Source organism: Clostridium sp. KNHs205 (genome assembly GCF_000702945.1).
GTDB lineage: Bacteria > Bacillota > Clostridia > Lachnospirales > Lachnospiraceae > Anaerocolumna.
This window is the reverse complement of the sequence record NZ_JNLE01000003.1, coordinates 667,180-692,501: the sequence shown is the minus strand read 5'-3', so window position 1 is coordinate 692,501 and position 25,322 is coordinate 667,180. Positions and strand designations below refer to the sequence as shown.

Sequence of the window (25,322 nt, the reverse complement as noted above, 5' to 3'; positions counted from 1 at the left end):
TCCTTCCTGTACTGGTTGCGTCATCGGATACCTATGAGCATCATACAGGAAGTATGGGTACACGGAATCTGGCTATTATCTTATCCAGCACCATCTCTGCTGTAAGCTTATTTAATCTGGATTCGGGGGAAAGTATCAGTCTGTGCCTTATTACAGGCTGAATTACTTTATGGATATCATCCGGAATACAATAATCCCTGTGATTATAATAAGCCGCTGCCTGGGATGCCCGGATCAGAGCCAGGATAGCCCTGGGACTGGCACCTAATGTGATATTGGTATCCTTTCTTGTTCCGTCTATTATTTCAATTATGTAGGAAATCAAATCCTGGTGTATTTTTACGGTCTTCACTTCCTCCTGCATAGCAGATATGGTCTTTCCGTCAGTTACAGCTTCCAGTAACTTTATGGGGCTCTGTCTGATGTAATAATCTGCCATCCGCTTTTCATCCGCCATACTCGGATAACCAATGGACAATTTCATCAGAAAGCGATCCAGCTGTGCTTCCGGAAGATTATAGGTTCCCAGATAATCAATGGGATTCTGCGTAGCTATAACCATAAAAGGCCTGGGTAGCGGATAGGTCTTTCCATCCACACTGATCTGTCTTTCCTCCATGGCTTCCAATAAGCTGGCCTGGGTCTTTGGGGATGTGCGGTTAACTTCATCGGCCAATATAATATGATTCATGATAGCGCCGGGTGTAAATTCAAACTGTCCCGTCTGCATATTATAAACTGACACACCGGTTATATCGCCGGGCATTGTATCCGGTGTGAACTGAATCCGGTTAAAGCCGCAGTCAATGGATTTTGAAATGGCATTGGCAAGAGTAGTTTTTCCGACGCCAGGTACATCCTCTATCAAAAGATGTCCTTCCGATAACAAGGTTATTACCGCTAAATCAATTGCTTCTCTTTTTCCTATTATAACTTTTTCGATATTCTTAACTATATCCACTATTACTTCTTGGTTTTGCATATAACCTCCCACTTTTAGCTGGCTGCAAAACCGGTAGTATCAAATCACCTTATGGCTTCGCAGCTGCTAATTACTATTTGTTATAATCTGCCCCACCCTTCAGTCCAGTTGTTTCCGGAACCTCCTAATGAATCTTTATGGAATTTTAAGAATAATATAAAATAAAATATCTCCAAATAGTGCTAGTCAATGAATCAGCACTGATAATCCTAATATTATCATATCACTTGCCTAAAAATTGTCAATTATTTTCACACCTTATACTTTAACAGAAAGGGTATGCTTTAAAAAATTCCGGTTCCATGATACATGATCTGCAATGACTATTGCTTTCATTGACTTCACTTTAACAAAGTGATATAATAAAGTATAAAAATAATACTGACATGTGAAGTTTGTAGGAAAATGGCTTTCGCCTGCCGAAGGAGTAACACTCTCAGGCGCTCGGAGTTCCGGGTGAAGACTATGAACGGATGTAACTCTGGAGAATCTCAAATGCGAGTGCCGAAGGTGTAAGGTACGAATAATGATTTCGTACTAATCTCTCAGGCAAAAGGACAGAGAACCTGTATACTGGGACTATCATGCCTTTTTCTCATATCCGGAGTCAAACCATAAGTGTGGTTTGACTTTTTTGTTTGCATCCGACGCCTGCAGTTATGTGAAATTAGGAGGAGTATTTATTATGGTATGGTTATCTGATTTAGTCAGCAGTATAAACAAGGTACTGTGGGATGTATTTTTAATCGTTGTGCTTTGCGGAGTTGGTGTTTATTTTACGATCCTGACAAGGGGAATTCAGTTTCGCAGATTTAAACAAAGCTTAAAATTAACCTTTGGTTCTATCACCTTGCGCGGTAAAAAGGCCAGCGATAAGGAAGGCATGACCTCATTCCAGTCTCTGCTTACCTCCGTTTCCGCCCAGATCGGAACGGGTAACCTTGCAGGTGTGGCAACCGCCATGGTTTCGGGAGGCCCCGGCGCGGTATTCTGGATGTGGGTCAGCGCGATTTTAGGTATGGCAACCATTTATGCAGAAGCTACCCTTGCCCAGCACTACAAAACAACGGTAAACGGAGAACTTGTGGGAGGCCCTGTCTATTATATCCGCGCTGCCGTCAAAGGGCCTGTTGGTAAAGCCGCTGCCGCAGTCTTTTCAATACTGATTATTATAGCACTTGGATTTATGGGAAACATGGTGCAGGCCAATTCTGTCGGTGGCGCAATGGAGGCAGCTTTCGGAATTCCTTCCGAGATCATTGGTGTTGTACTGGCACTTATTTCCCTGCTGGTTTTTCTGGGTGGTGTCAAACGTATCGTAGCTGTTGCAGAGAAAGTTGTTCCTTTTATGGCTGTCTTCTTTACACTGTCTTCAATCATTGTTATGGTCGTAAATTTCCGTAACATAATTCCAGCTTTTTATGATATATTTGTCGGCGCTTTTAATCCACAGGCTGTTTTGGGTGGTGTCCTGGGTGTGAGTGTACAGCAGTCTATCCGCTACGGCATTGCCCGAGGTTTATTTACACATGAGGCAGGTATGGGATCAACACCCCATGCACATGCTCTGGCCCGTGTAAAAAACCCCTGCGAACAGGGACTTGTTGCTATGATAGGAGTATTTGTAGATACCATCGTTCTATTGCCCTTAACGGTGCTGGCAATCTTAACCTCCGGCGTATTAGGTACCAAAGATGCAGAGGGAACCTTTCTTACCGGGATTGAATTGACACAATCTGCCTTTGCCCAGGTCTTTGGCCATTTTGGATATGTAATTATTGCTATCTGTGTATTTTTCTTTGCTTTTGCCACCATTATGGGCTGGTACTTTTTCGGTCTTTCCAATGTGAAGTATCTCTTTGGAAAGAAGGCGGTCTCCATCTATGCAATCCTGGTTTCTGTTTTTGTAGGAATAGGCTGCACCCTTAAGGTTAATCTGGTATGGAATCTGGCGGATCTATTCAACGGACTGATGGTTATTCCAAATATCCTGGCTCTGGTCCTCCTGGGAAAAGTCGTTGCCAGTATAACAAAGGACTGGGAAGCAGGTATTTCCGGTCTATCCAAAAAGGAGTAACCTTTCAGGAAAGGTTTAAGGACCATGATAAATAAAGAAAAGGCCGTGGGTTTTGAGGAAGCAAAACAGCTGGTTAACTCCGATAAAAAATGAAAAACCGGAAGTACCTCCATGTCTTTCTCCTAATACAAACTCTGAAGACATGGGATACTTCCGGCATCATATGATAAATGTTATAACCCTTATACAATAACAAGATTCACAAATACAGTTTTAACTTATTTCACTAATAGTTATCTAATCTGTCCCAAAAACTCCCCATCATATTATTACAGTTTAAAGAAATCCACCAGGTTATCCAGCTGCTCTGCGCTTTCTTTGTTTTCCTGTACCTGCTTTAATACATCGTTTACCTTAAAGGCAACGCTATTAATTTTTTCCGCTATATCCGTTGTACCTTCTGCTCCTTCGCCTGCTGCTGTCGTTATCTCATCGATTGCTGTACGAATCTGCTGCATGGCCACGTGAAGCTTCTCTGCAATTTCATTAATTTCAGTAACGATATCTCTTACACTATCAGAATCATTCACATATTGGTTGCTTGTATTCACTAACATCTCATAGTCTTTCAGCACCTGGTTATCCACAAAGGATAAGAGTTTTTCGGAATCCTGAACTACACTTTTTACTGCATCGGATACATTATAGGAAATATCGTTTATTCTTGATACCGCCTGTTTAGAATTATCCGCCAAAATACGAATCTGATCAGCCACAACGGTAAAGCCTCTTCCTGCTTCACCTGCTCTTGCTGCTTCAATTGATGCATTTAATGCCAGCAGATTAGTTTGGGCTGTTATCTGTATGATTGTCTGTGTAAGTTCTTTGATCTCTTCTATTGCCTCCGTCTTTTGTATTGACGTTCTTAATTGTTGATTGGTTAAATGATAGATATCCGAGGTATTCTTATAAGAAACTCCCGTTTCTTCCTTTAGTTTTTCTGCTCTTGCTTTGATTTCTTCTGCAAGTCTTTCACCATTTGCAGTTTTTTCTTTCATATAAGTAACTTCAGTTTCAATTTCATAGGTGGAGGCATTCATTTCCTCCGTTGCTGCTGAGGTTTGCTGCATACCGGCTGATAATTCCTCTGTGGTAGCAGAGATTTCTTCAATGTTGATATTTACGGTTTCCATCGCTTCAACAGAATGATTCACCTTGAGCTTAACCTGCTCGGATTCCTTCTGGATACCAGTTATGATTTCTGCCATTTTCAATTGCAGGTTCCTGGAGGAATTTGCGATTTCTCCCACTTCATCTTTTCTTCTCAGTAATTTATCCTGAAACTCAAAATTAAAATTTCCGCTTTCCATTAATCTGAGCTTGTCCTTAACTTTTGTAATACCTCTTGCAATGGTAGCTCCCAGTAAAAAGGAGATGACAATTCCTATAACCAGCATACCAGCTGATAACATACCTATCAGTAACATTGCTTCTAAAATACGCTCATTTACAACATCCGTGTAAACACCTACAAACCAGATACCAATTACTGCACCACTATTGTCTTTTAAGGGTATGTAATAGGTTTCGGCTGATTTTCCCTGTATATCTGCAGAACCTGTGTAAACCTCACCTTTATCCAGTACTTGTTCAATTACCTCATCAGAAGCTTTGGTATTGATCTGTCTCTCCCCGCTTCCAACTTTTACATTAGTTGATATTCTTGTATCGTTTGCGAACAATGTTGCAAGAATATTAGTATCAGCTGTAAACTCGTCAATGACCTCATAATTTTCATTTAACAACGTGTCCCCCTTATACAAGGCACCGTCCTGAACTGACCAGTCTCCCGGATATTCTGCATTGATAAGCTGCAGTCCCATATTAGAGTAATTTTTGATTTCAGACTTATTCTCTGCATTCACCAGATGTTTTATTTCAAAAAAAGTAACGGATATGATCGATATGGTCAGTATCAGAATAATAAATATTGAAACACCTGTTATCTTCCATTTAATTTTCATAAAATCAATTCCTTTCCAAACTGTTATTGGTTGTTGATTTCTATACCAATATGATATAATAGCGTCAGATAAAACGTTATGGGTCAAAAGTATACTTTTGTTACCATATACTGTAATTTGTTTTACAAAATAGCAATAAATGAACTATTGAAAAGAGTATAATTGGCACCTAGATTTATGGCAGTGTCATATCCGTTATCAGATTCTGCCTGCAATGGAGCATAGAATATAGAAAACCTTGTAATATACCCCCCTGAGTTGTATGTGTGACAAGGCTCTGCTGGGATAGGATACTATCTGAATTGTACGTGTGCTAAAGCGCATGGATGGGAGTAATATGGAAAATCTTAATTCGATTGAAAAAATGATTTTGGATTTTAATTTCATAGAAAATTTGTATGAGAGTATTCGTTTGGTTAATCCAATCGAAAAAAAAGTATACAAAATAATGAAAGATTCCGGTAATCTTTTAAAGGTAAACGATAACTGCTATGATTTCTGGCAGAACAATAAAGTCTGTGAAAACTGCATCTCAATGAGGGCCTACAATCAGAATAAAATATATACAAAGATAGAATACAATGAAACAAACATTTATATTATGACGGCAGTACCATTGCGAAATTATAATGTAGTACTGGAATTAATGCAGAATGTCTCCTCTGATTACCTTGAGAATGATCAAAAATTCGATGACATTATTAAATTAATCCGTAAGCAAAATCTATCGATCGTTAAGAATGCCCTGACGAGCTTATACAATGACCAGTTTATCTTTGAAAGACTTCCTCATGACATCGCCATTTCCTATAGGGAAAACGTCAATGTTTCCCTTTTTATCATAAAAATAAAGGATATGGATTACATCAATAACACCCATGGATATTTAGTTGGTAATCAGGTTATCAAAGAGGTGTCTAAGGCGCTAAAGGGACTACCCCGCCGCGAAAAAGACTGGATATCCACTTACCGCGGAGTCCGGTTTATTCTTCTTATGTATGGAATTAACGAGAACCAGGTAGGGCGAATATGCAATTATATTTATGAACGGATTAACGGTCTGGATTTCTCCTCCAATGATATTCCTGTTAAAATTGAAGTAGGCGTTGGTTATCATATATTAAAGGACAAGCTGATTACGCCGGAGCAGTTTATCGAAAATGCCAAAGAAATGATCAAAGTGGAAAACAAGTTAGAAAGAAACGATACCCGGCCACAAAAACTAACGCAGAAGTATTCATTAACCTATCGAGAAAAGGAAATTGCATTACTTCTTTTAAAGGGTATGTCAAATACCGAAATAGCGGATGCCCTTTATATTGGATTATCTACAGTAAAGAAGCATATCTCTTCACTTTTTATCAAAACAGAAGTAAAATCACGTACAGAATTAGTAGCAAAATTAAATAACGAAACCTTATAAGCCATTAAGCCGCAGCCTTTCTTATTTTGTTCTGGCTGTGTCTGATGATTACCAGCTGCGTTTGATGATTACCGGCTGTGTCTGATGATTACCGGCTGTGTTCGATGATTACCGGCTGTGTCTGATGATTACCGGCTGTGTCTGATGATTACCGGCTGTGTCTGATGATTACCGGCTGTGTCTGATGATTACCGGCTGTGTTCGATGATTACCGGCTGTGTCTGATGATTTCTGGCTATTTTGATGATTACCGGCTGTGTTCGATGATTACCGGCTGTGTCTGATCAACGGAATTACCGGCTGCCTCTGTTGTCTGAAGTAACCTGAAGACGAACGAGCCTTATAAAATAGTACAGGAGAATTGCCTTGAACAAACTCAATAAGAACTATCATATAAAAAGACTAAATACCCAAAGTACAGCAAATACAGGTAAGATATTAGAAGCAGAAAAACCCCTGTCCCAATCCATGGTATGGAAACTGCAAAAAGACTTCTATGCCAGCCAGGGACCGGAAGCCTGGAGAAAAGGAATCGTACCGCAATATATAACCACCAATCCCTATATAGCCAGTTTATATGCAAAAACTGCATTCGGATACTGCCGGGATATTGCTTCCAGTGAAGCTTTTGATAGAAATACAACAATTTATATTATGGAGCTGGCAGCAGGAGTAGGACGTTTTACTTACTCTTTTCTGAAGCATTTTCTTCACATGCTTGAAAATTCCTCTCTAAAGGGACTGTCATTCAAGTACCTTATTACGGATCTGGCGGAAAGAAACGTTGAATACTGGCTGAAGCACAGCTATTTAAAACCCTTTTTCGAAGAGGGGGTATTAGATGCTGCAACTTTTAATATGGCAGAAGATGAAGAACTGCATTTAAGGTACAGCGGCAAGGTTCTTAGACCCGGACAGGTTAAAAATCCCCTTATCTTATTTGCCAATTATACTTTTGACAGTCTCCCCCAGGATACATTTTATGTCTCGAAAGGTGAACTATATGAAGGTCTGGTTACAATCACTGAAAGAGAAGAACCGGTTGATGCAAAAGATAACTCCATTCTGGCGGGCTTGGATTATTCCTATACTGATAAATTGGTCTCTGGCAGCGGATATTATGACACAGGCAATGTAAATGAAATACTTCTATACTATAAAGACTGCCTGGAGGATAGTGCCTTTTCCCTTCCTATTGTTGCTTTTCAATGTATCAGCCGGTTAAGAAGGCTGTTTCAGGACGACCTCGTACTAATCTCCTCAGATAAAGGATATCGTAATTTATTATCTATGGAGAAAAACTACCATCCTTTTTTATCAAAACATGGTTCCATCTCCCTGACGGTTAATTTTCACGCTATGGAATTATATTTTGACAGCCTTGGCGGAAGTGCAATTCACAGCATTTATGAACATGAAAGTGTAACCACGTCCTTATTTCTGCTGAGTAAACGCACCCACAATTTTCTTGAAACTACCCTGGTCTTTCAGGAGATTATAGAAAGTATCGGCCCGGATGACTTCTATGTATTGAAAAAGGCACTGGTACCAAAGAATAAATCCCTTACCTCAAAAGAATTACTGACCTTTTTAAGATTTACCCACTGGGATGCAAGAACCTTCCTGGAATTCTATCAGACCTTTCTGGAACGAATTGAGAAAGAAGAAGATTTCCCCAGGGAGGAACTGATTACTGCCATATATCACGTTTGGGAAAATTATTTCCCCATTGGTGATGACGGGAATCTATTCTATTGCCTGGGTTCGTTATTAAGTTATTTTGGTTGTGACGAGGATGCAATAACACTTTTTGAATCCTCCATCGAATTCTATGGTGAAGAGGACGCCCTTTATTATGAAATCGCTTTCTGTTATTACAATCTGCAGGAGTTTTCAAAAGCTCTGATGTATGCGGAGAAATCACTGCTTTTAAATCCCGGCTTTGAAGAAAGCAAGGAATTGATAGGCATAATAAGTCAATCCTGATAATAGAGTTACCGCCCTAACAGCCATATCTTTTTGATTTTAAGAATTCCTCCAATTCAGAAATAGTCGGCATTACCCGTAAAGCACCCTTCCTGCCCGTAATGATGGATGCTGCCCCATTAGCAGTTATCAGCATCTCCTTAAGTCTTTCTTTGTTGAGCTGCTGCATTCCATTTTCCAATACATAATGAAGGCAGCAGCCTAAAAAGGTATCACCGGCTCCGGTGGTATCCAAAGGTTTTTCTTGAAGAAAAGCCGGCACTTCTGCATATTCTGTTCCACAATAAGTACGGCTTCCCTTTCCTCCCATAGATAAGAGTATCAGTGGAAGCGGATAAGCTTTTTGGAGCTTTTTAATCCCTGCGGCCAAGTCTTCCTCCCCGGTAAACCATATAATTTCATTGTCGGAGATTTTTAAGATATCACAGTGTTCTAATCCAAAGCTTACCTGTTCTCTGGCTGTCTTTAAAGAATCCCATAAAGGTTCCCTGAGATTGGGATCAAAGGAAATCAACGCTCCCTGTGCTTTTGCCACTTTAACTGCCCGTTTTGTTGCTCTTCTTACCGGTTCATGGGTCATGGAGAGTGTTCCAAAATGAAAGATTCTGGTATCGGCAAGCAGGGTTTCATCTATTTCTTTCTCCGTAAGCATCATATCTGCTCCAGGGTTTCGATAGAATGGCATCAGGTCGTCTCCCTTTTTATCAAAGAAACTGGCAGCATTGTTCTGTTTGGTACCAGCTTACCTTCCCCTGCCGCAATTACCAGCTCAATTGCCATCTGTGCCATCTCCCTGACAGGCTGATGGATTGTGGTTATCCGGGGGGTGGTCAGAGAAGCAAGGTAAACATCATCAAAACCTACGATTTTTAAATGTTCCGGTATGGAGATTTTCATTTTTGCACAGACTTGTATGACCTGGGCAGCAATCAGATCACTACTGGCAAAGATCCCGTCAGTATCAGGGTTCTCCTTGAGGATATTTTCAATAAAATCATGGTATTCCAGATTATTATACTGTAATTCACTGGTCGTGACCTCTTTAAAATCAATACCAGAGAAGCTGCACACCTCCCGAAAGCCTTCGCCTCTGGCATCTGCAGGCATAGACCTCTCACTGACACCACTGAAATGAATCAGATGTTTACACCCGGATTCAATCAGATGTTTAGCAGCCAGCCTTCCTCCCTGCAGATTATCACATTCAATGGAGGCTGTTCCATTCTCCAGATAGCGCTCAATGGTTACCAGCGGAATATTCAGCCTGCTGAATTCCCCTACCGCTACCGTACCACTGCAAAGGATAACGCCTGACACACGGTTGCTGGTGCACATCTCCAGATATTCTCTTTCTTTCTCATCCTTCTCCTTGGAATTAAACAATAGAATCTTATATTTATGCAAATATGCCTGGTTCTCCAGATTACTTATTAATTCAGCAAAATAAGGGTGTCTGATATGAGGTACTATAACACCTATGGTATTCGTCGATTTCTTGGACAGGGAACGTGCTACTTCATTGGGCTGATAGTTCAGCCTTTTCATGGCATCATATACATTCTGCCTGGTTTCCTCGCTAATATAACCTCTGTTATTCAGAACCCTTGAGATCGTACTTACGGTCAGTCCGGTTTCCTTTGCCACATCCTTTAATGTTGCCAATTCCATATCCTCCATTCATTATCTTAAAGCAACCTGCCGTTACCCTTCAAGCTGATATACCCGGTACTCTTTAAATTGTTCCGGTTTTGCGGAAATGGATGTCACAGGTACCGTTAATTCAAATATACCTAAAATTATATCATGATTTGCCGTTACTTCAAAGATAACATCATCCAATAAAAATGTAAAATCTGTCAACTTCTTTTTCCTCCATTTCCTGAGGTATCATAAACTCCATTATCTTTATTTCCCTGCCGTCCTCTTCCACAGAAAATATCTCCAGGCATTTTTCTTCACTTTACCTTTCAATGGGCAGATAGAGATACTTCTTTGAACAATTAACGATTTTAATCATAATCCATACCAAGTTCTTTCATAATTCCATTATGAGAATACATAATGGTAAAGCATCTTGCTTCAAAATCTGCAATCAGCTCCGCCGTGTGCTCATTATACCTTCGAATAATATGAAGTTCATTGTTCCCGCAGTCCGGCAGCTCTATATCTCCTTCAAAAGAAAGATGGCTGTTACGGAATTCCATCAGTTTAATCAAGTTTTTTACCACCGGTCTTTCCACTTCCTGCGCAACCTCCTCCAATGTATAATAATGCCGGTTTATATTTCTTCCTTCTTTGGTCTCCTCCAATAATTTCAGATCATTTTTTCCGGCCAAAAGTCCGACATAATAAATCTGTGGAATTCCCGGCGCAAAAATCTGTACGGCTCTTGCCAGTAAATAAGCATCATCGTCATTGCCCAGGGCAGAATAATAAGAGCAGTTAATCTGATAGATATCCAGATTGTTGTAAGCCGCTGTATTATAGATTTTCTTCACATTGGCACCCCAACGGAAGATATCCTCTTTGGTATTCTCAATTTCTTCTTCCGGAAGCAGATCTTTCACATCAACCACACCGATTCCGTCATGGGTATCAAGAGTGGTAAATTGTCTCCTGGGGCAAATAGCAAGCCAATGCTTAAGATACTCGGATTTACCGTAATAAAGGGCATTTATCATCAGGAATGGCAGGGCAAAGTCATATACATAATAGCCCTCTCTTGCAATTTTTAATTGCATGGTATAATGCTCATGGATTTCCGGCAGTATCTCTGCCTGATAGGGACGTATTATCTCCTCACATTCCTTAAGGAACTCCCAAACCTCCGGTTCCACAAAAAAGCAGGATGTATCTGCTTTCTTGGTTGCATAAGCAAAGGCATCCAGACGAATAACAGCCGCACCGTGGTTGCACAGGGTCGTCAGGTTATCGCGTATAAATTTCTTGGAAACTTCTGTCTTACAGTTAATGTCAATCTGTTCCGAGTCAAAGGTACACCATACCTTTTCAGTGGTTCCATCTTCAAATACCGCATCCACATAAGGAGCTCTGGGCTTTCTCTTATATATCTTATCAATCTGTTCAGGGGTGGGTTCTCCCTGCTCCCAGAAATCCTTATACCGGATAAACATCTCCCAATACGGGGAAGCTTCCTTCTTTTTCAAAAAATCTTTGTAGTATTCACTTTGGGCAGAAATGTGGTTGATCATATAATCAAACATCAGATAATATCTTTGTGAAAGCTTCTCGATATCTGTCCAGTCTCCAAAGGCCGAATCTACCTTATGATAATCCATGGGTGCGAAGCCCCTGTCACCGGAAGAAGGGAAAAAAGGCAGGATATGTACTCCCCCAACCGCTTTGGAAAAATATAGATCCAAAACCTCCTTAAGCTCCTTTAAGTCCTTCCCCAGGGAATCTGAATACGTAATAAGCATACATTTATTTTCAATTTTTTTCATTTTATCCTCTCTTTCGTCCTATCTTATAATTTAACCGCTCCGGCAATGACTCCACTTATAATCTGCTTTTGCAGGAACAGATGAAGGATAAGGACGGGTGCTACGGTTAATACCAGTGCTGCCATTATTACTCCGAAATTAGCCGAGTAGGTGCCGTAAAAGGCATAGGTAGACAAAGGCAGGGTAAACAACTGCTTTCTTCCCAGTACCAGTGACGGCAGCAAATAATCATTCCAAAAAGCCAGTACATTAAGTATTACCAGGGTTGAAGTCGTAGGTTTAAGCAGTGGAAACACTACCCGGAGGAAGGTCTGCAGCTTGGTACAGCCATCCAGATAAGCCGCCTCCTCCAGGGAGATGGGAATACTGCTCTTGATAAAGCCCTGATAGATAAATACCGACATGCTCATAGCAAAACCGGTATGCATAAATACCAGTGTAAGCCTGTTATTCAGAACATTCAGATATGAACCGTAAATAGATACCAGCGGAATCATTATGGCCTGAAAAGGAATTATCATAGAAGCTGCCATCAAGGAAAAAAATATCTTGGAAAACAGATTTTTCGCCCGGGTAAAATAATATCCTACCATGGAGGAAAGCAATATAACCAAAAGGGTACTTAACCCCGTTATAAAAAGGGAGTTGCCAAAGACCTTCATAAAGTTCATTTTTTCAAAAGCTTCTGAGTAGTTATCCGTGGTATAACCCATTTTTGTGACAAAGGAAAAAGGACCGGTTATAATATCTCTTTTCCTTTTAAAAGAGTTCAAAAAAATCAGTGCAAAAGGTATCATATACAGAAGAAAACATATCATTACGGTCAAAAACCCCGTTATCTTTAACACCTTACGCCTGGTTCCGCCAATGTTAGAAACTGTGTCCATTATGCCTCAACCTCCTTCTTTTTCCCGATATAAATCTGGACTCCACTGATAATGGCAACTACAAGGAATAGAATCAGGGCTTCTGCCTGCCCTACACCATAATTTCTGGAAGTGAAGGCCTTTTCGTATACATGCATTGCCACCAGTCTGGTTGAACCATAAGGTTCTCCGCCAGTCAGAGTAAGATTGACATCGTATACCATAAAAGCACGGGACAGAGTAAGGAACACACAGATTACAAAGGAAGGTACCATTAAGGGCAGGATAATGCTCTTTAATTTCTGTACCCCTGTAGCTCCATCTATACTGGCTGCCTCCAAAACATCGGAGGACAAACCTGTGAAACCGGCAATATAGATCAGCATCATATAGCCGGATAATTGCCAAACAGTTACAATGACCATAGCCCAGAAGGCTTTGCCGGGATCAGATAAAAAAGAAGCGGAGAAAAGCTCTGCACCTGTCTTTTGTCCAAAACTGACTATTACCCTGGAAAATATAAACTGCCAGATAAAACCCAAAACCACTCCTCCGATAAGATTCGGAGTAAAAAAACCCGTACGGAAGAAATTCTGGCCTTTCATGCCATTTGTCAGAGCATAAGCCAGAAGAAACGCTATCACATTTACCAATATCAGTGAAGCCAGCACATATTTTAGTGTAAGTGCCATAGAAGACCAGAAGTTCACATCTTTAAATACCTCGAAATAATTTGAAAAACCTATCAAGTTCTTATGTTTGCTGACTCCGTCCCAATCTGTTAGCGTGAGATAGAATCCATATATAAATGGAACAATTACCACTGCGGTAAACACCAGACATCCCGGCAAAGCAAATATACATAGATTTTTCAATTTTTCTAATGGTTTTCTTCCCATGGTTCCCATTATTACAGTCCTTTCTTTCTCCGGAATCCCGCTTGCTTACCGGTAAACAAATAAAATTGGCATGTTATCAGGCTATTAGGAGGCTGCTGCCAAAGCACCAGCCCCCTTTCAGCCAAAATTATGCTTCTGCTGTTAGTGCTTTATTTCTGTGATGTCCAGTAATTATCAATAGATGCAGCCAGTTCTTCCTTGCTGCTCTTTCCGGCAATATATTTCTGCATTGCGGTGCCCAGGACGCTCCAGTGGTCGGAAGGGGCAATGTAGGAAGAAGAGTAGGTCTCTTCTTTCGCCAATCTGGTCTGAATATCTTTACCCAGAGGATCGAGGGCTTCATAAGTATTATTGGTGCAGGCAGGTATTATAGCTGCCGTTTCCACCAGCATCTTCTGTCCCTGTTCATTAAATACCAGCCAGTTTATGAACTCTTTTGCTGCTGCAACCTCATTTTCCGTAGCTTTGGTCGAGTCTATCATTACCTGCTTGCTTGCGGACGCCTGAATGGCATTATTTGCAAAATCCGTGGTATCATTGCCTAATACAAAAGGGATAAAACCGTATTGGTCTTCTGAGGATGCACCTGCCTCCGTTATGTTGGGCCATGCCCAGGAGCCGTTTGCCCAAATTGCAGCTTCCCCGTCAGCCAGAAAAATTGGATCTTGCTCATAAAGTGCTCCCAGAGGATCTTTTCCATTGATATTGTAGTCCAACAGTAAATTCATGGTATCAATAAATTGATTGTATCTTTCATAATCCTCTACCTTTAAGCTGCCATCCTTTAATTTTCCGATCAGTTCCTGGCTGCCCTTTGTAGTGCCGTTATAGGTATCATAAATAAATCCAAGCTGATGTGCACCAAGAGACCAATCCTCCTTGGAGATTACCACCGGGTTCTCCATACCGCCTGCACGCAGTTCTTCAAGAAGCTTCTTCAAGGCATCATAAGAGTTGACCGAACCGGGGTCAAAGCCTGTTCCAAGAGTGTCTTCTATGGCTTTCTTATTATAGATCAAGCCTCTTCCCTCCACACAGAAAGGAAAACTGTACACTTTATCATCAATCCTGGTCAGCTGATTCTCACACTGGCTTACCCATAACTCCTCGGATAAGTCCAGTGCATGCTCTTTCGCTAATGCAACAATATCGGTAGTATCCAGCATGGCCATGGTGGGCGCTGTTCCGGAATTATACATACTGGTTATCTTGGTGTAAGGTGATTCTCCGGCACCACAGGCAATTATTTCAACAACAACTCCCGTTTCTTCTTCAAAGGCAGCAGCCATTTCTTCCAGTGCAGTCTGAATTTCACCCTTACTGTTTAAAAAAGATATCTTGGTTCCTGATAAGTCTTTTACCTCTCCTGCCTCTGTAGCCGGTGCTGTAGTTGCAGGCTCCGTCTCTTGAGCTTGATTACCGGAATTGTTGTTCTTGTTTCCTGTGGTGACTGAATCGTTATTACTGCCGCAGCCGGTTAGTATACCGGCCATCATTATTGTTGCTGTCATAACAGCAACAATCCTCTTAACCTTCATAATTTCTCCTCCAATACTGATTTCGTAATCTTTGCTTCCCTTATCCTGTCTGACAACTTCGCGCTTTGTTGTAAGTGAATTATAGCATTCTCATAAATATATGTCAACCGGTTGTTATATTATTATTCATCTATTTATGCAAATAATTATAATTTATTGCATCTAATTTGTACAATATTTTTCAAATATTATTCTATTCGCAAAAATAGATAGTGATTTCTGTACTGAAATAACTATCCTTTACTTTATTTGTATGATAATCGGTTATTATAAGTTTCCCATGGAAAGATAAATACATTCACATGCAATAGGGATAACGCTCTTGACATGAGAGTTATATTTATCATACTATGTTATAAACTATGCCAAATACTGCTGACCTTTCCATGGAGAGAACAGGCTTGCAATTGGATCTCCCTGGCTGTTAACCAGATCAATACCTATTAAAGAAGCAAATCGTAAAGGAGAAAGGAGAGTATTGATGTATTTGTTAATAAATACATCATACAAGAACTACATGAAGATTAATCTGGAGAATAAAAGAGCAATTGTAACCGGAGGTACCGGACAACTAGGCCGCAGAATCGTATTATCTCTTGCAGAATGCGGTGCTGACGTTGCCATACATTATCATAGCAATCAGGTAAAAGCAGAGGAACTGGCTGCACAGGTCAGATCTATGGGACGGGAAGCCGGAATCTTTCAGGCTGATATAACCAAGGAACAGAGTATTTATGCCATGAGGGATAAAGTATATGAAGAATTTGGCAAACCGGATATAATCGTTAACAATGCCGTTATACAATATCAGTGGAAAAGTGTTCTGGAACAGGATGTATCTGATTATTACACGCAGTTTGAAAGCTGCGTTATGCATAACGTATATATGAACAAGGCCTTTGTGCCTCATATGATTGACCAGAAATACGGCAGAATCGTAGTTATCAATACCGAATGCGCCGCTTTGGCTGATCCCTATCAATCTGCTTATGTTGCCGGTAAGCGCGGATTGGATGGCGTCGTTCGTTGTCTTGCCAAAGAAGTCGGTCCCTATAATGTAACCATTAATCAAGTTGCCCCCGGATGGACAATCAGCGACAATGACCGGGCTAAGAGCCAGGAGGTGCAGCCGGAATATGATAAGACTGTTCCTCTGGGACACAGAGGAACGGACCAGGATATCGCCAACATGGTATGCTTTCTTGCTTCTGATCTTGCTGCCTTTACTACAGGTGCTTATATACCGGTGTCCGGCGGTAAGGTTATGCCGGCAATTTAAGTTCTTAGGAATTAATACTAAAACCTATCTGTTAACATAATAAAGGAGCTGCCTGATTTTTGGCAACTCCTTTTACTCTATACTCACTTCTCGAAAATAATTATTTTATTTAGAATAGCTAGCTCCAGCTAATTTCTACAACCCCTGAAGAAATTGCAACTTGACAAAGCAACAATTCAGACAATCTGAAGTTTATCATGCTATTATCATAATGTTTTTTTCATATTGCTTACTATATTGCTTTTTCATATTGCTTTCTCATATTGTTTTTTCATATTGCTTTCTCATATTGCTTACCATATTGCTTTTTCATATTGCTTTCTCATATTGCTTTTTCATATTGCTTTTTCATATTGTTTTTTCATATTGTTTTTAATAAGGTTGTCCTTCTGACAATGTTCGCAAAAGTATATAGTACCCCCAAGGAAGTTCTCCTTACGTATCTGATATCCGCATTTTATGCAGGGTTCTCCATAGGAGTTCTTACTCATATAAGTTATATAGCCGCCTGGATTTCCAAACAGGTCTTTCTCTGTATCACGTCCGCCGCCCTCAATCATCTCCGTCAGTACTTTCCTGGTTGTATGATAGAGCTTCTCTATATCAGTTTCTGTAAGCGTATTCATTTTACTCTTGGGATGGATTCCTGCCTGATATAGCAGATCCTGTATTACACCGTTTCCTATCCCCGGGATTCTCTGCTCTGTGGCAAGAAATGCTTTCACTGACTTCTTCTCCAAAGCTTCCGTATAAAGTGCTCTGAAATACTCATAGGTGAATTCGTCGCTGAGAGGTGATGGCTTCTCACAGGAACCAATATAATAGGGATTATCATTCTGCCCTTCTTTATAAGCCCACAGCCCGCCATACATTTGTATCGTAGCTATAAGGGCTGTCCTATCTGTGAATTCAATATAAAGTTGATTTTTATTCGGTGCTTTATCCGCATCCTCAAAATACTTCAGTGCAGCTCCATCACCGAACAAAAGCCTGCAATCCTCTGCCTGCACCTCGACCATTCCGCCTCTGGCAATAGCCAAACCGAGCTTTTTTCCGCCAAGCAAAGTATCATACTCCCCTGGATCGCCAAAATACCAGGCAAATTTATGAGGAGATTTGTTGGCTTCAACATACTTAATAACTTTTCCTTGTACTGTTTCGTTCAGCTGTCTTGCAAGGGTAGTGCTTTCCGGTATTTCTAACATTTCTTCTCCTGCCTTTCATAGTATCTTTAATTTATTGCAAAATTCGTGAAGTAATAATTCTCCGCCCATAAATTTCTATCCTTTAACATCTATAACTAAATATTACCATATATAAGAGTTTCAGTATAGTAAAACCTGTAACAGCATAAAAGTATTGCAATCGAGTAGGAGAAATTTCTCTTAACAGAGAAATTTCGACCTCTCACACCACCGTGCGTACCGTTCGGTACACGGCGGTTCAATCAACTTAACAAGTAACACACCTTTCGATGTAATAGTCCAACATTGAGATTAGTCCAAACTGGGCTAATCTCTCATTATTTATTGCTTGGCTTATATCTGAACTTCGACATACTCTTGCAAATCCCTTTGCATAAGAGGTTCGTCTTGCCGCCCATTTAGGTATTCCCAGTTTTATTAGATTCTTTGCTCTATTCTTTGGTGTTTTCCAGTGTTTCCATATGCACATGCGAAGCCTATATCTAATAGTTCCATCAAAATTCTTGCATAGTTTCTTCATACTACCGATTTTGAAGTAATTTATCCAACCTCGAATCAACTGATTTAGCTTCTCTATTTTGTGCTTATTGTTAACTCCCCAACTTCGGCAAGTAAATTTCTTCATTTTTGCCTTGAACTTTGCAACTGAACTAGCGTGTGGTTTAGCTTTATACTGTTTGGCAAATGTGTCATAGTAAAATCCAAATCCCAGATACTTTATTCCTTTTGGTTTATCCACCTTGCTCTTGCTAACATTTACCTTCAATCCAAGCTTCTCTTCTATGAACTTTGAAATGCTTTTCATTACTCTGCTAGCTGCCAGTTCGCTTCCGACCATAATAATACAGTCGTCTGCATATCTGACAAAATCCAATCCTCTTGATTCCATTTCCTTATCCAGTTCATTTAACATGATGTTTGCTAAAAGTGGTGAAATATTTCCACCTTGAGGTGTTCCTACAATAGAATCCTCGTATTCATCATCTATAATCACTCCGCTAACTAAGAACTTTCGAACTATCGAGATAACATCTCCATCTTTGATTGTTCTTCCTATTATTGTCATCAGCTTGTCATGATTTACTGTGTCAAAGAACTTTTCCAGGTCAATGTCCACTATCCAACTGTGCCCATCGTTCATCATTTCCAGCGCTGTAAGCACCGCCTGCTGGGCACAACGACTCGGTCTGAATCCGTAGCTGTGGTCATGAAACTGTTCCTCGAATATCGGAGTGAGTACCTGTGCTACTGCTTGTTGAACAAATCTGTCCGTTACTGTTGGTACTCCCAGTTTCCTGACTCCTCCTTCTGGTTTTGGTATCTCTACACGCCTTACTGGTTGCGGTTTATACTTTCGTGTCCGCAATTGTTCTTTAATTGTTTCGCCATTCTTCAAAAGGTATTCACCAAGTTCTGTGTACTCCATTCCGTCCACACCCTCTGCTCCTTTGTTTCGTATGACTTGCAGATACGCCTTATTGAGATTATCTTTGGCTAATATCTGCTCCATTAGACTATTTGTGTCCATGCGTTGTTTCCTTTCTGTCCCGTTCGTTTCCACCATCTTTGACGTCATCGACAGATGTTGTGTTTACTACAAGTCGGAACCTACTTCAACTGATTGATTGTTCGTCCCTTTGCTCCGTTTCCATTACAGAAACTTCCTCGCTACTACGGACTATGCTGACTTCTCACAGTTCGTTGTTACTCGGCAAATGATACCGCTGTGAGACCTCCCCGATTAAGGTGCGAGCTCTTTCCTCTCATCTATCCGCCACATTTACTCCTACTTCCAGCAACTTTTGGACTTCATCTTCTTTTGCAAACTTATCCGTATTTCAGAGCCTTATATGTGATTTCTGTCCGTCGGACCAAGAGTTTGCCTACAACTTCCTTCAGATTCCACCTCACGGTGGACACCCTTGTTGTTCAGCTATGTGCTTCCACGTTGCCTAGGCGCACTTGGGACTTTCACCCATTAGAGCCCGCCCATGGCGGGCAAACAAAAAGAGCAGACACCTTATATTTTTGACATAAAGTATCTGCTCTCATCAATTCATATTAAATAGGCTGGACAATTCTACTATGCTCCAAGATATGCTTTCTTCACATTTTCATCTTTTAATAAATCAGATGCCTTGCCGCTCATGGTAATGGAACCTGTCTCAAGGACGTATGCCCTGTCAGAAATTGCCAATGCCATCTTCGCATTCTGTTCTACTAATAGAACTGTTATCCCATTATTGTGAAGGGTGCGGATAATCTTAAAGATTTCCTTTACTAAAAGGGGGGATAATCCCATGGACGGCTCATCCATCAGTACAATTCTGGGATTGCTCATCAAGGCACGGCCGGTTGCGAGCATCTGCTGTTCACCGCCGGAGAGAGTACCGGCAAGCTGTTTGCGCCGTTCCTTTAATCTTGGAAAATAATTATACACCATATCCATGTTCTTCTTAACCATGGAGTTATCCTTAAGAATGAAGGCTCCCATTTCAAGGTTCTCCTGCACTGTCATTCTTGTAAACACATGGCGCCCTTCCGGCACGTGTGCCATTCCAAGAGTTATGATGTCACTGGCTCTTGTCTTACGTAAGTCTTTACCGTCATATTCCACACTGCCGGATGAGCTCTCAATAAGACCGGTTATGGCATGAAGAGTGGTAGTCTTTCCGGCACCATTTGCTCCAATTAATGATACCACCTCTCCGTCATTTACCGTCAGGCTGATATTATGCAAGGCATGGATGGCACCATAAGATACGTCAAGATTCTCAACTTTTAACATCCTTTACCTACTCCTTCCCCTGCTCATTTACTAGATTATTGTTTAGGCCTGTCTCTGTGCTATAAATGGATTCATTTTCTGATGCCTTTACTGACTCATTTTCTGAAATGTTGACCGGCTCTTCCCCCGACTCAATTACTGTGTCTTTCTCTGGTTCAATTACTGCGTCTTTCTCTGACTCGATTACTGTGTTGTTCTCTGTCTCATTTACTGCGTTTTTCTCTGTCTCTTTTACTTCGTCTTTCTCTGAGGCTGATTTACCGTCAGCATCTTCATCTAAAAATTCATCCTCTTCGTCATCTGCGCCAAGATATGCCATGATAACCTTGGGATTGGCAGCGATTTCTGCCGGCAGTCCCTCAGCAATGGTTATGCCATAATCTATTACAACGATTCTTTCACAAATCTTCATAACCAAACTCATATCGTGTTCAATTAATAGAATTGCAATACCAAATCGTTCTCGGATAACATTGATGCAGGCTAACAGCTCAGCAGTCTCAGTCGGATTCATTCCCGCCGCCGGTTCATCCAAGAGCAGCAGCTTCATGCCTGTAGCTAGAGCTCTGGCAATTTCAAGCTTTCTCTGCTGTCCATAAGGAAGATTACTTGCAATATAATTCGCCTTATCCTCAAGACCGAAGATTTTAAGCAGATCTATTGCTTTTTCTTCTATATCCTTTTCCTCTTTCCAAAAGGTGGTATAGCGGAACAAGGCACTGCCCAGGCGGTATTTGAACTTCATGCCAAAAGCCACTTTAACATTATCAAGAACCGTCATGGTCTTAAAGAGTCTGATATTCTGAAAGGTGCGGGCAATTCCTGCCTGAACCACCTGATGTATCTTTTTTCCGTTCATCTTCTTTCCGCACAGGAAGAAGGCTCCCTCTGTGGGTTTGTATACCCCGGTCAGCAGATTGAATACAGTAGTTTTACCGGCACCATTAGGTCCGATAAGGCCTACCAGTTCGCCTTCGTTGATACTGATATTAAAATCATCTACAGCTTTTAGACCACCAAAGGCGATGCCCAGATGTTTCGCTTCAAGTACAGGAGTGCCCATTATGATTCCTCCTTTTCTTCAACTTTTGTCGCTGCAGTATCTGTAAGCAGAGGCTTCTCTTTTGCTCTCTTACCTCTTCCCGTTTTGATAAGCTTAAACAAAGAGAACTCATAAGTACCAAGTAACCCCGTAGGTTTAAATATCATTACCAGGATCAAGGCTACGGAATATGCCAGCATACGGTACTCGGAGAATTCCCGTAATGCTTCGGGTAATGCAGTAAGGACAATTGCCGCTATAATGGAACCGGTAATAGAACCCATTCCGCCGAAGACTACCATGATTACATATTCTGTGGACTTTAACCATCCAAAAGCAGCCGCATTTAAAGAACCGATGTAATGGGCAAATATACTTCCCGCTACTCCTGCGAAAAATGCAGAAACCGTAAATGCCAATACCTTATAAAAAGTTGTATTGATACCGGAGGCACTGGCGGCTATATCATCATCCCTGATGGCTGTTATTGCACGCCCGTATTTGGAGCGGATGAAAGTATAAAGCAAGGCAACGGATATTACCATAATCCAGAACACCACATAAATATCAGCTATACGGTTTATGCCTATCAGTGCCTGACCTGCCTGCCCCTTTGAGAAACCTTTACCGCCGGCAAATTTAAGGTTCTGGATAACAACACGGATAATCTCACCAAAACCAAGAGTGATGATTGCAAGATAATCTCCTCGAAGGCGCAGTGCCGGGATACCTACCAGAACACCAAAAACAGCTGCAATAATACCACCGGCTAACGTTGCAATCAGAAACCGCAAAGTATTCGGAACACCAATACCTACCAGTATATTGCTTGCCTCCATGGCTTTGGTGATCAAAGCTCCCGTATATGCACCGATTGCCATAAACCCGCAGTCGCCAAGTGCTATCTGTCCCAGGTAACCCACTGTTATGTTAAGAGAGCAGGTCATAATGATTGAAATACAGCATACCATCAGAATTCCCTTTATGTAATTGGATAATGTGCCCGTAGAACACAATGCAACCAATATCCCAAAAAGAACTAAGATGCTTATGAAATTGATTAGAGTTGCTCGAATCCGATCTTTTTTCATACCCTCCACCTACACTTTCTCGCCTAAATTTTTTCCGAGAATACCGGAAGGTTTAACAAGTAATACTACTATCAGAATACCGAACACAATGGCATCTGAGAAGGCAGAGGTAATAACTCCTCCTGTTAACTGTCCTATATAGGCTTTTGTAAGGCTCTCTACCAGACCTACCACTATACCGCCAAGCATGGCTCCCGGTATGATACCGATTCCTCCAAGAACTGCCGCTACAAAGGCCTTCAGGCCGAGCATGGCTCCCAGTGTAGGGGTTGCCTGGGGATAAGAAGCACAATACATTAAGGAGGCTATTGCCGCAAGACTTGAGCCGATGGCAAAGGTTATGGTAATGGTCCTGTTTCTGTTAACACCCATTAAGATAGCTGCCTGGCCGTCCTCCGATACCGCTCTCATGGCTTTCCCCATTTTGGTCTTCTGTACGAAGAGCTGTAACAGAATCATGACCGTAATACCAAGAGTAATGGTAAGTATGGTGTTTCCGTTAAATTTAATGGTATCAAATTTTAAATCCGGAATTGAAAATATTGTTCCGATAGGCTTTGGTGCCGCACCAAAGATTGTTTGCGCTAAGTTCTCCAGGAATAAGCTCATAGCAATGGCCGTAATCAGGGCTGACATGTTATTTCCTTTTTTACGTACAGGTTTATATGCTACTTTTTCTACAGTAACCCCAACCAGACCGCAGACTGCCACAGCCAGAATAACAGCCATCCAGGCAGGCATTCCAAGTGCTACCATCAGCGGTATGGAATACAGCATGGTATAGCTGCCTACCATAATAAAATCCCCATGTGCAAAATTAATCAGCCGGATAATGCCATATACCATGGTATACCCCAGGGCTACCAATGCATACACGCTGCCTATTTTTAATCCATTAATAACCTGTTGAATAAAAATGACGACTTCCGTTGACATAACGGTATTCTCCTTTACAGTAAATCACTTATGATTAAGTTTTTTCTTTTCTAAGCGCAAAAAGAAAAGAATTATTTTTACGTTTAGAAAGGCAAAAGACTTATACTCCGAAAGCCCAAAACGGCTTACCATCCGGTAAGCCGCAGGGTGATTGATTATTCAGCTGATTAGTTACCAAGTGTACTATTCCATACAGCTGCTCCGTCTTTGAATTCAATAATAGCAACTGACTTCTCAGGTGTTCCGCTGACATCAAGGGTAAAGCTTCCGGTAACGCCGGAGAAGCTCATTCCGCTCATAGCATCACGGATTGCTGTTCTGTCTGCTGATCCAGCCTTTTCAATAGACTGTTTTAACATATAAACGGAGTCATATGCCAAAGCTGCAAGTGCATTAAGGCTTTCTGCACCGAATTTGTCGCTGTAAGCTTTAACAAAGTTCTGAACGGAATCTGCTGTATCATCAGGTGAGTAGTGATTTGTAAAGAAGCAGTTGTTGTACAGGCTCTTATCATCTACCATGGTTCCGATGGTTCCGTCGAAGCCGTCAGCACCCATGATAACACCGCTAAAACCAGCTGCTCTTGCCTGAGGTACGATGTAAGGTCCAACGGAGCTGTAGTAGTAAGGAGCAAACAGATATTCTGCACCGCTGTTAGCAATGTTGGTCAGCTGAGAGGAATATTCGGTATCATCTACGGAGGAGGAACTTTCTTCCGCTACCACTTCAAGACCGAATTCTTTTGCTGCTGCAATGAAGGCTTCACGAAGACCTGCGGAATATGCATCACCGGAAGCGTAAAGTACTGCTACTTTCTTAACTCCTAATTTTTCTGCAGCGAATTTTGCTGCCATTTTTCCCTGGTAGGAATCCTTAAAGCAAGCTCTGAACACATAATCGTCATCTTCTGTTACCGTGTCAGCAGTCGCTGTAGGTGTTAATAAAACAATCTTTGCTTCATTTGCCAAAGGTGCAAGACCGGTAGTTACACCACTGGTTACAGAACCGATAACGGCACTGATCCCGGAATCGTCAGCCAGCTTGTTAAAAGCATTGGCACCTTCTGTGGAATCACCTTTATCATCCAGCGATACCAGTTCCAATTGCTGTCCGAGAACACCACCGGCTGCGTTGATTTCCTCCGCAGCAAGCTTCATGCCGTTTACTACGGCTTCACCATAGGCAGCTAAGTTTCCTGTGTTGGGAGAGATGGTTCCGATTTTGATCGTTCCTGATGCTTCCGATGAATCAGGAGCTTCTGTTGCTGCAGGTGTATCACTGCCTGAATCAGACCCGTTGCTGCTTGTTGAATCTGATTTGGTGCCGCAGCCGGATAAAAGTGCAGCTACCATGATAACAGCCATGATGACTGCTAATAACCTTTTCTTCATGTAAATTTCCTCCTATAGAAATTTTTATGATAAAAACTTTGAAAGAATAAAATCCGTCCAAAATTCTTATTTCTTGGAAAGAACAAAGAGTCTGGCTTGCCAGACTCTAGCGCTGATGGCGCTGTTACGATAGTGAAATAACAATTAAGTGTACTGTCATTTTCATATTCAAGGTCAATTTAAACAATTATCACGCTGTAATCTATGTATTTTATACTGCAATATTAACAATACAAAAAAAGGCATACACAATAAATTTGTGCACACCTTTGTTATAAAGGGATTATAATATCTACCGGGAAAAATTTCAATACCTTTTTTCAAAAGTATGAATAATTTATAAATACTATAGGATTAATATAATTTTCTTATGAAACTATATGACTTTAAT

19 protein-coding genes, 1 pseudogene and 1 riboswitch are annotated in these 25,322 nt (G+C 41.1%); of the genes and pseudogenes, 4 read left to right on the top strand and 16 right to left on the bottom strand.

Annotated elements, in window-relative coordinates; all coding sequences use genetic code 11:
• Window positions 1–40 precede the first annotated feature (40 nt).
• Window positions 41–982 carry a MoxR family ATPase gene (locus BR73_RS0103005; RefSeq protein WP_033164342.1) on the bottom strand — a complete coding sequence of 314 codons (942 nt, stop codon included), beginning with the start codon at window positions 980–982 and terminating at the stop codon, window positions 41–43.
• Window positions 983–1,453: 471 nt separating this feature from the next.
• Window positions 1,454–1,553: riboswitch (glycine riboswitch) on the top strand.
• A 114-nt stretch (window positions 1,554–1,667) separates the two neighbouring features.
• Between BR73_RS0103005 and BR73_RS0103000 the strand changes: the two genes are divergently transcribed.
• A complete protein-coding gene (locus BR73_RS0103000; protein WP_033164341.1) occupies window positions 1,668–3,059 on the top strand; it encodes a sodium:alanine symporter family protein in 1,392 nt (463 codons plus the stop codon).
• A gap of 269 nt (window positions 3,060–3,328) precedes the next feature.
• Here BR73_RS0103000 and BR73_RS0102995 read toward each other — a convergent pair whose 3' ends face one another.
• On the bottom strand, window positions 3,329–5,023 hold the full coding sequence (locus tag BR73_RS0102995) for a cache domain-containing protein (RefSeq protein ID WP_033164340.1): 1,695 nt from the start codon (window positions 5,021–5,023) through the stop codon (window positions 3,329–3,331).
• Window positions 5,024–5,360: 337 nt separating this feature from the next.
• On the opposite strand from BR73_RS0102995, the gene BR73_RS27050 reads away from it, so the two are divergent.
• Both BR73_RS27050 and BR73_RS0102985 read left to right on the top strand, forming a co-directional pair.
• The gene (locus BR73_RS27050; protein WP_051684922.1) at window positions 5,361–6,446 is read left to right on the top strand and encodes a diguanylate cyclase; all 1,086 of its coding nucleotides are present in this window, start codon (window positions 5,361–5,363) and stop codon (window positions 6,444–6,446) included.
• A 366-nt stretch (window positions 6,447–6,812) separates the two neighbouring features.
• Entirely contained in the window at window positions 6,813–8,432 is a 1,620-nt protein-coding gene (locus BR73_RS0102985; RefSeq protein WP_033164339.1) for a tetratricopeptide repeat protein, read from the top strand.
• Between the two features lie 16 nt (window positions 8,433–8,448).
• Here the strand turns inward: BR73_RS0102985 and BR73_RS0102980 are convergent, their stop codons facing one another.
• The 7 genes from BR73_RS0102980 to BR73_RS0102955 form a co-directional block, all read right to left on the bottom strand.
• The gene (locus BR73_RS0102980) at window positions 8,449–9,117 is read right to left on the bottom strand and encodes a PfkB family carbohydrate kinase (protein ID WP_051684921.1); all 669 of its coding nucleotides are present in this window, start codon (window positions 9,115–9,117) and stop codon (window positions 8,449–8,451) included.
• The gene (locus BR73_RS0102975; protein WP_033167019.1) at window positions 9,117–10,094 is read right to left on the bottom strand and encodes a LacI family DNA-binding transcriptional regulator; all 978 of its coding nucleotides are present in this window, start codon (window positions 10,092–10,094) and stop codon (window positions 9,117–9,119) included. The genes BR73_RS0102980 and BR73_RS0102975 overlap by 1 nt, the downstream gene beginning before the upstream one ends.
• 39 nt (window positions 10,095–10,133) lie before the next feature.
• The gene (locus tag BR73_RS28605; protein WP_156034574.1) at window positions 10,134–10,292 is read right to left on the bottom strand and encodes a hypothetical protein; all 159 of its coding nucleotides are present in this window, start codon (window positions 10,290–10,292) and stop codon (window positions 10,134–10,136) included.
• Between the two features lie 149 nt (window positions 10,293–10,441).
• The gene (gene gtfA, locus BR73_RS0102970) at window positions 10,442–11,896 is read right to left on the bottom strand and encodes a sucrose phosphorylase (RefSeq protein WP_033164338.1); all 1,455 of its coding nucleotides are present in this window, start codon (window positions 11,894–11,896) and stop codon (window positions 10,442–10,444) included.
• A 23-nt stretch (window positions 11,897–11,919) separates the two neighbouring features.
• Window positions 11,920–12,783, bottom strand: a complete 864-nt coding sequence (locus BR73_RS0102965) for a carbohydrate ABC transporter permease (RefSeq protein WP_033164337.1) — start codon at window positions 12,781–12,783, stop codon at window positions 11,920–11,922.
• Entirely contained in the window at window positions 12,783–13,670 is an 888-nt protein-coding gene (locus BR73_RS0102960) for a sugar ABC transporter permease (protein ID WP_347463078.1), read from the bottom strand. Before BR73_RS0102960 ends, BR73_RS0102965 begins: the two co-directional genes overlap by 1 nt.
• 140 nt (window positions 13,671–13,810) lie before the next feature.
• Entirely contained in the window at window positions 13,811–15,199 is a 1,389-nt protein-coding gene (locus tag BR73_RS0102955) for an ABC transporter substrate-binding protein (protein WP_033164336.1), read from the bottom strand.
• Between the two features lie 481 nt (window positions 15,200–15,680).
• On the opposite strand from BR73_RS0102955, the gene BR73_RS0102950 reads away from it, so the two are divergent.
• Window positions 15,681–16,478, top strand: a complete 798-nt coding sequence (locus BR73_RS0102950) for an SDR family oxidoreductase (RefSeq protein ID WP_242860612.1) — start codon at window positions 15,681–15,683, stop codon at window positions 16,476–16,478.
• 335 nt (window positions 16,479–16,813) lie between these two features.
• On the opposite strand, the gene BR73_RS0102945 is transcribed toward BR73_RS0102950, so the two are convergent.
• The 7 genes and pseudogenes from BR73_RS0102945 to BR73_RS0102915 form a co-directional block, all read right to left on the bottom strand.
• The gene (locus BR73_RS0102945; protein WP_051684920.1) at window positions 16,814–17,683 is read right to left on the bottom strand and encodes a formamidopyrimidine-DNA glycosylase; all 870 of its coding nucleotides are present in this window, start codon (window positions 17,681–17,683) and stop codon (window positions 16,814–16,816) included.
• Between the two features lie 247 nt (window positions 17,684–17,930).
• Window positions 17,931–19,211 carry a group II intron reverse transcriptase/maturase gene (gene ltrA, locus BR73_RS0102940; protein WP_035297454.1) on the bottom strand — a complete coding sequence of 427 codons (1,281 nt, stop codon included), beginning with the start codon at window positions 19,209–19,211 and terminating at the stop codon, window positions 17,931–17,933.
• 555 nt (window positions 19,212–19,766) lie between these two features.
• The gene (locus tag BR73_RS0102935; protein ID WP_033164335.1) at window positions 19,767–20,471 is read right to left on the bottom strand and encodes an ABC transporter ATP-binding protein; all 705 of its coding nucleotides are present in this window, start codon (window positions 20,469–20,471) and stop codon (window positions 19,767–19,769) included.
• Between the two features lie 304 nt (window positions 20,472–20,775).
• Window positions 20,776–21,534 (bottom strand): annotated as a pseudogene (locus BR73_RS0102930) (ABC transporter ATP-binding protein); the annotation flags it as partial.
• Entirely contained in the window at window positions 21,534–22,604 is a 1,071-nt protein-coding gene (locus BR73_RS0102925) for a branched-chain amino acid ABC transporter permease (protein WP_081848515.1), read from the bottom strand. The pseudogene BR73_RS0102930 and the gene BR73_RS0102925, both read right to left, overlap by 1 nt.
• Window positions 22,605–22,613: 9 nt before the next feature.
• Window positions 22,614–23,540, bottom strand: coding sequence for a branched-chain amino acid ABC transporter permease (locus BR73_RS0102920; RefSeq protein ID WP_033164334.1), 927 nt, complete (start codon window positions 23,538–23,540; stop codon window positions 22,614–22,616).
• A gap of 167 nt (window positions 23,541–23,707) precedes the next feature.
• A complete protein-coding gene (locus tag BR73_RS0102915) occupies window positions 23,708–24,931 on the bottom strand; it encodes an ABC transporter substrate-binding protein (RefSeq protein ID WP_033164333.1) in 1,224 nt (407 codons plus the stop codon).
• Between the last annotated feature and the right edge of the window lie 391 nt (window positions 24,932–25,322).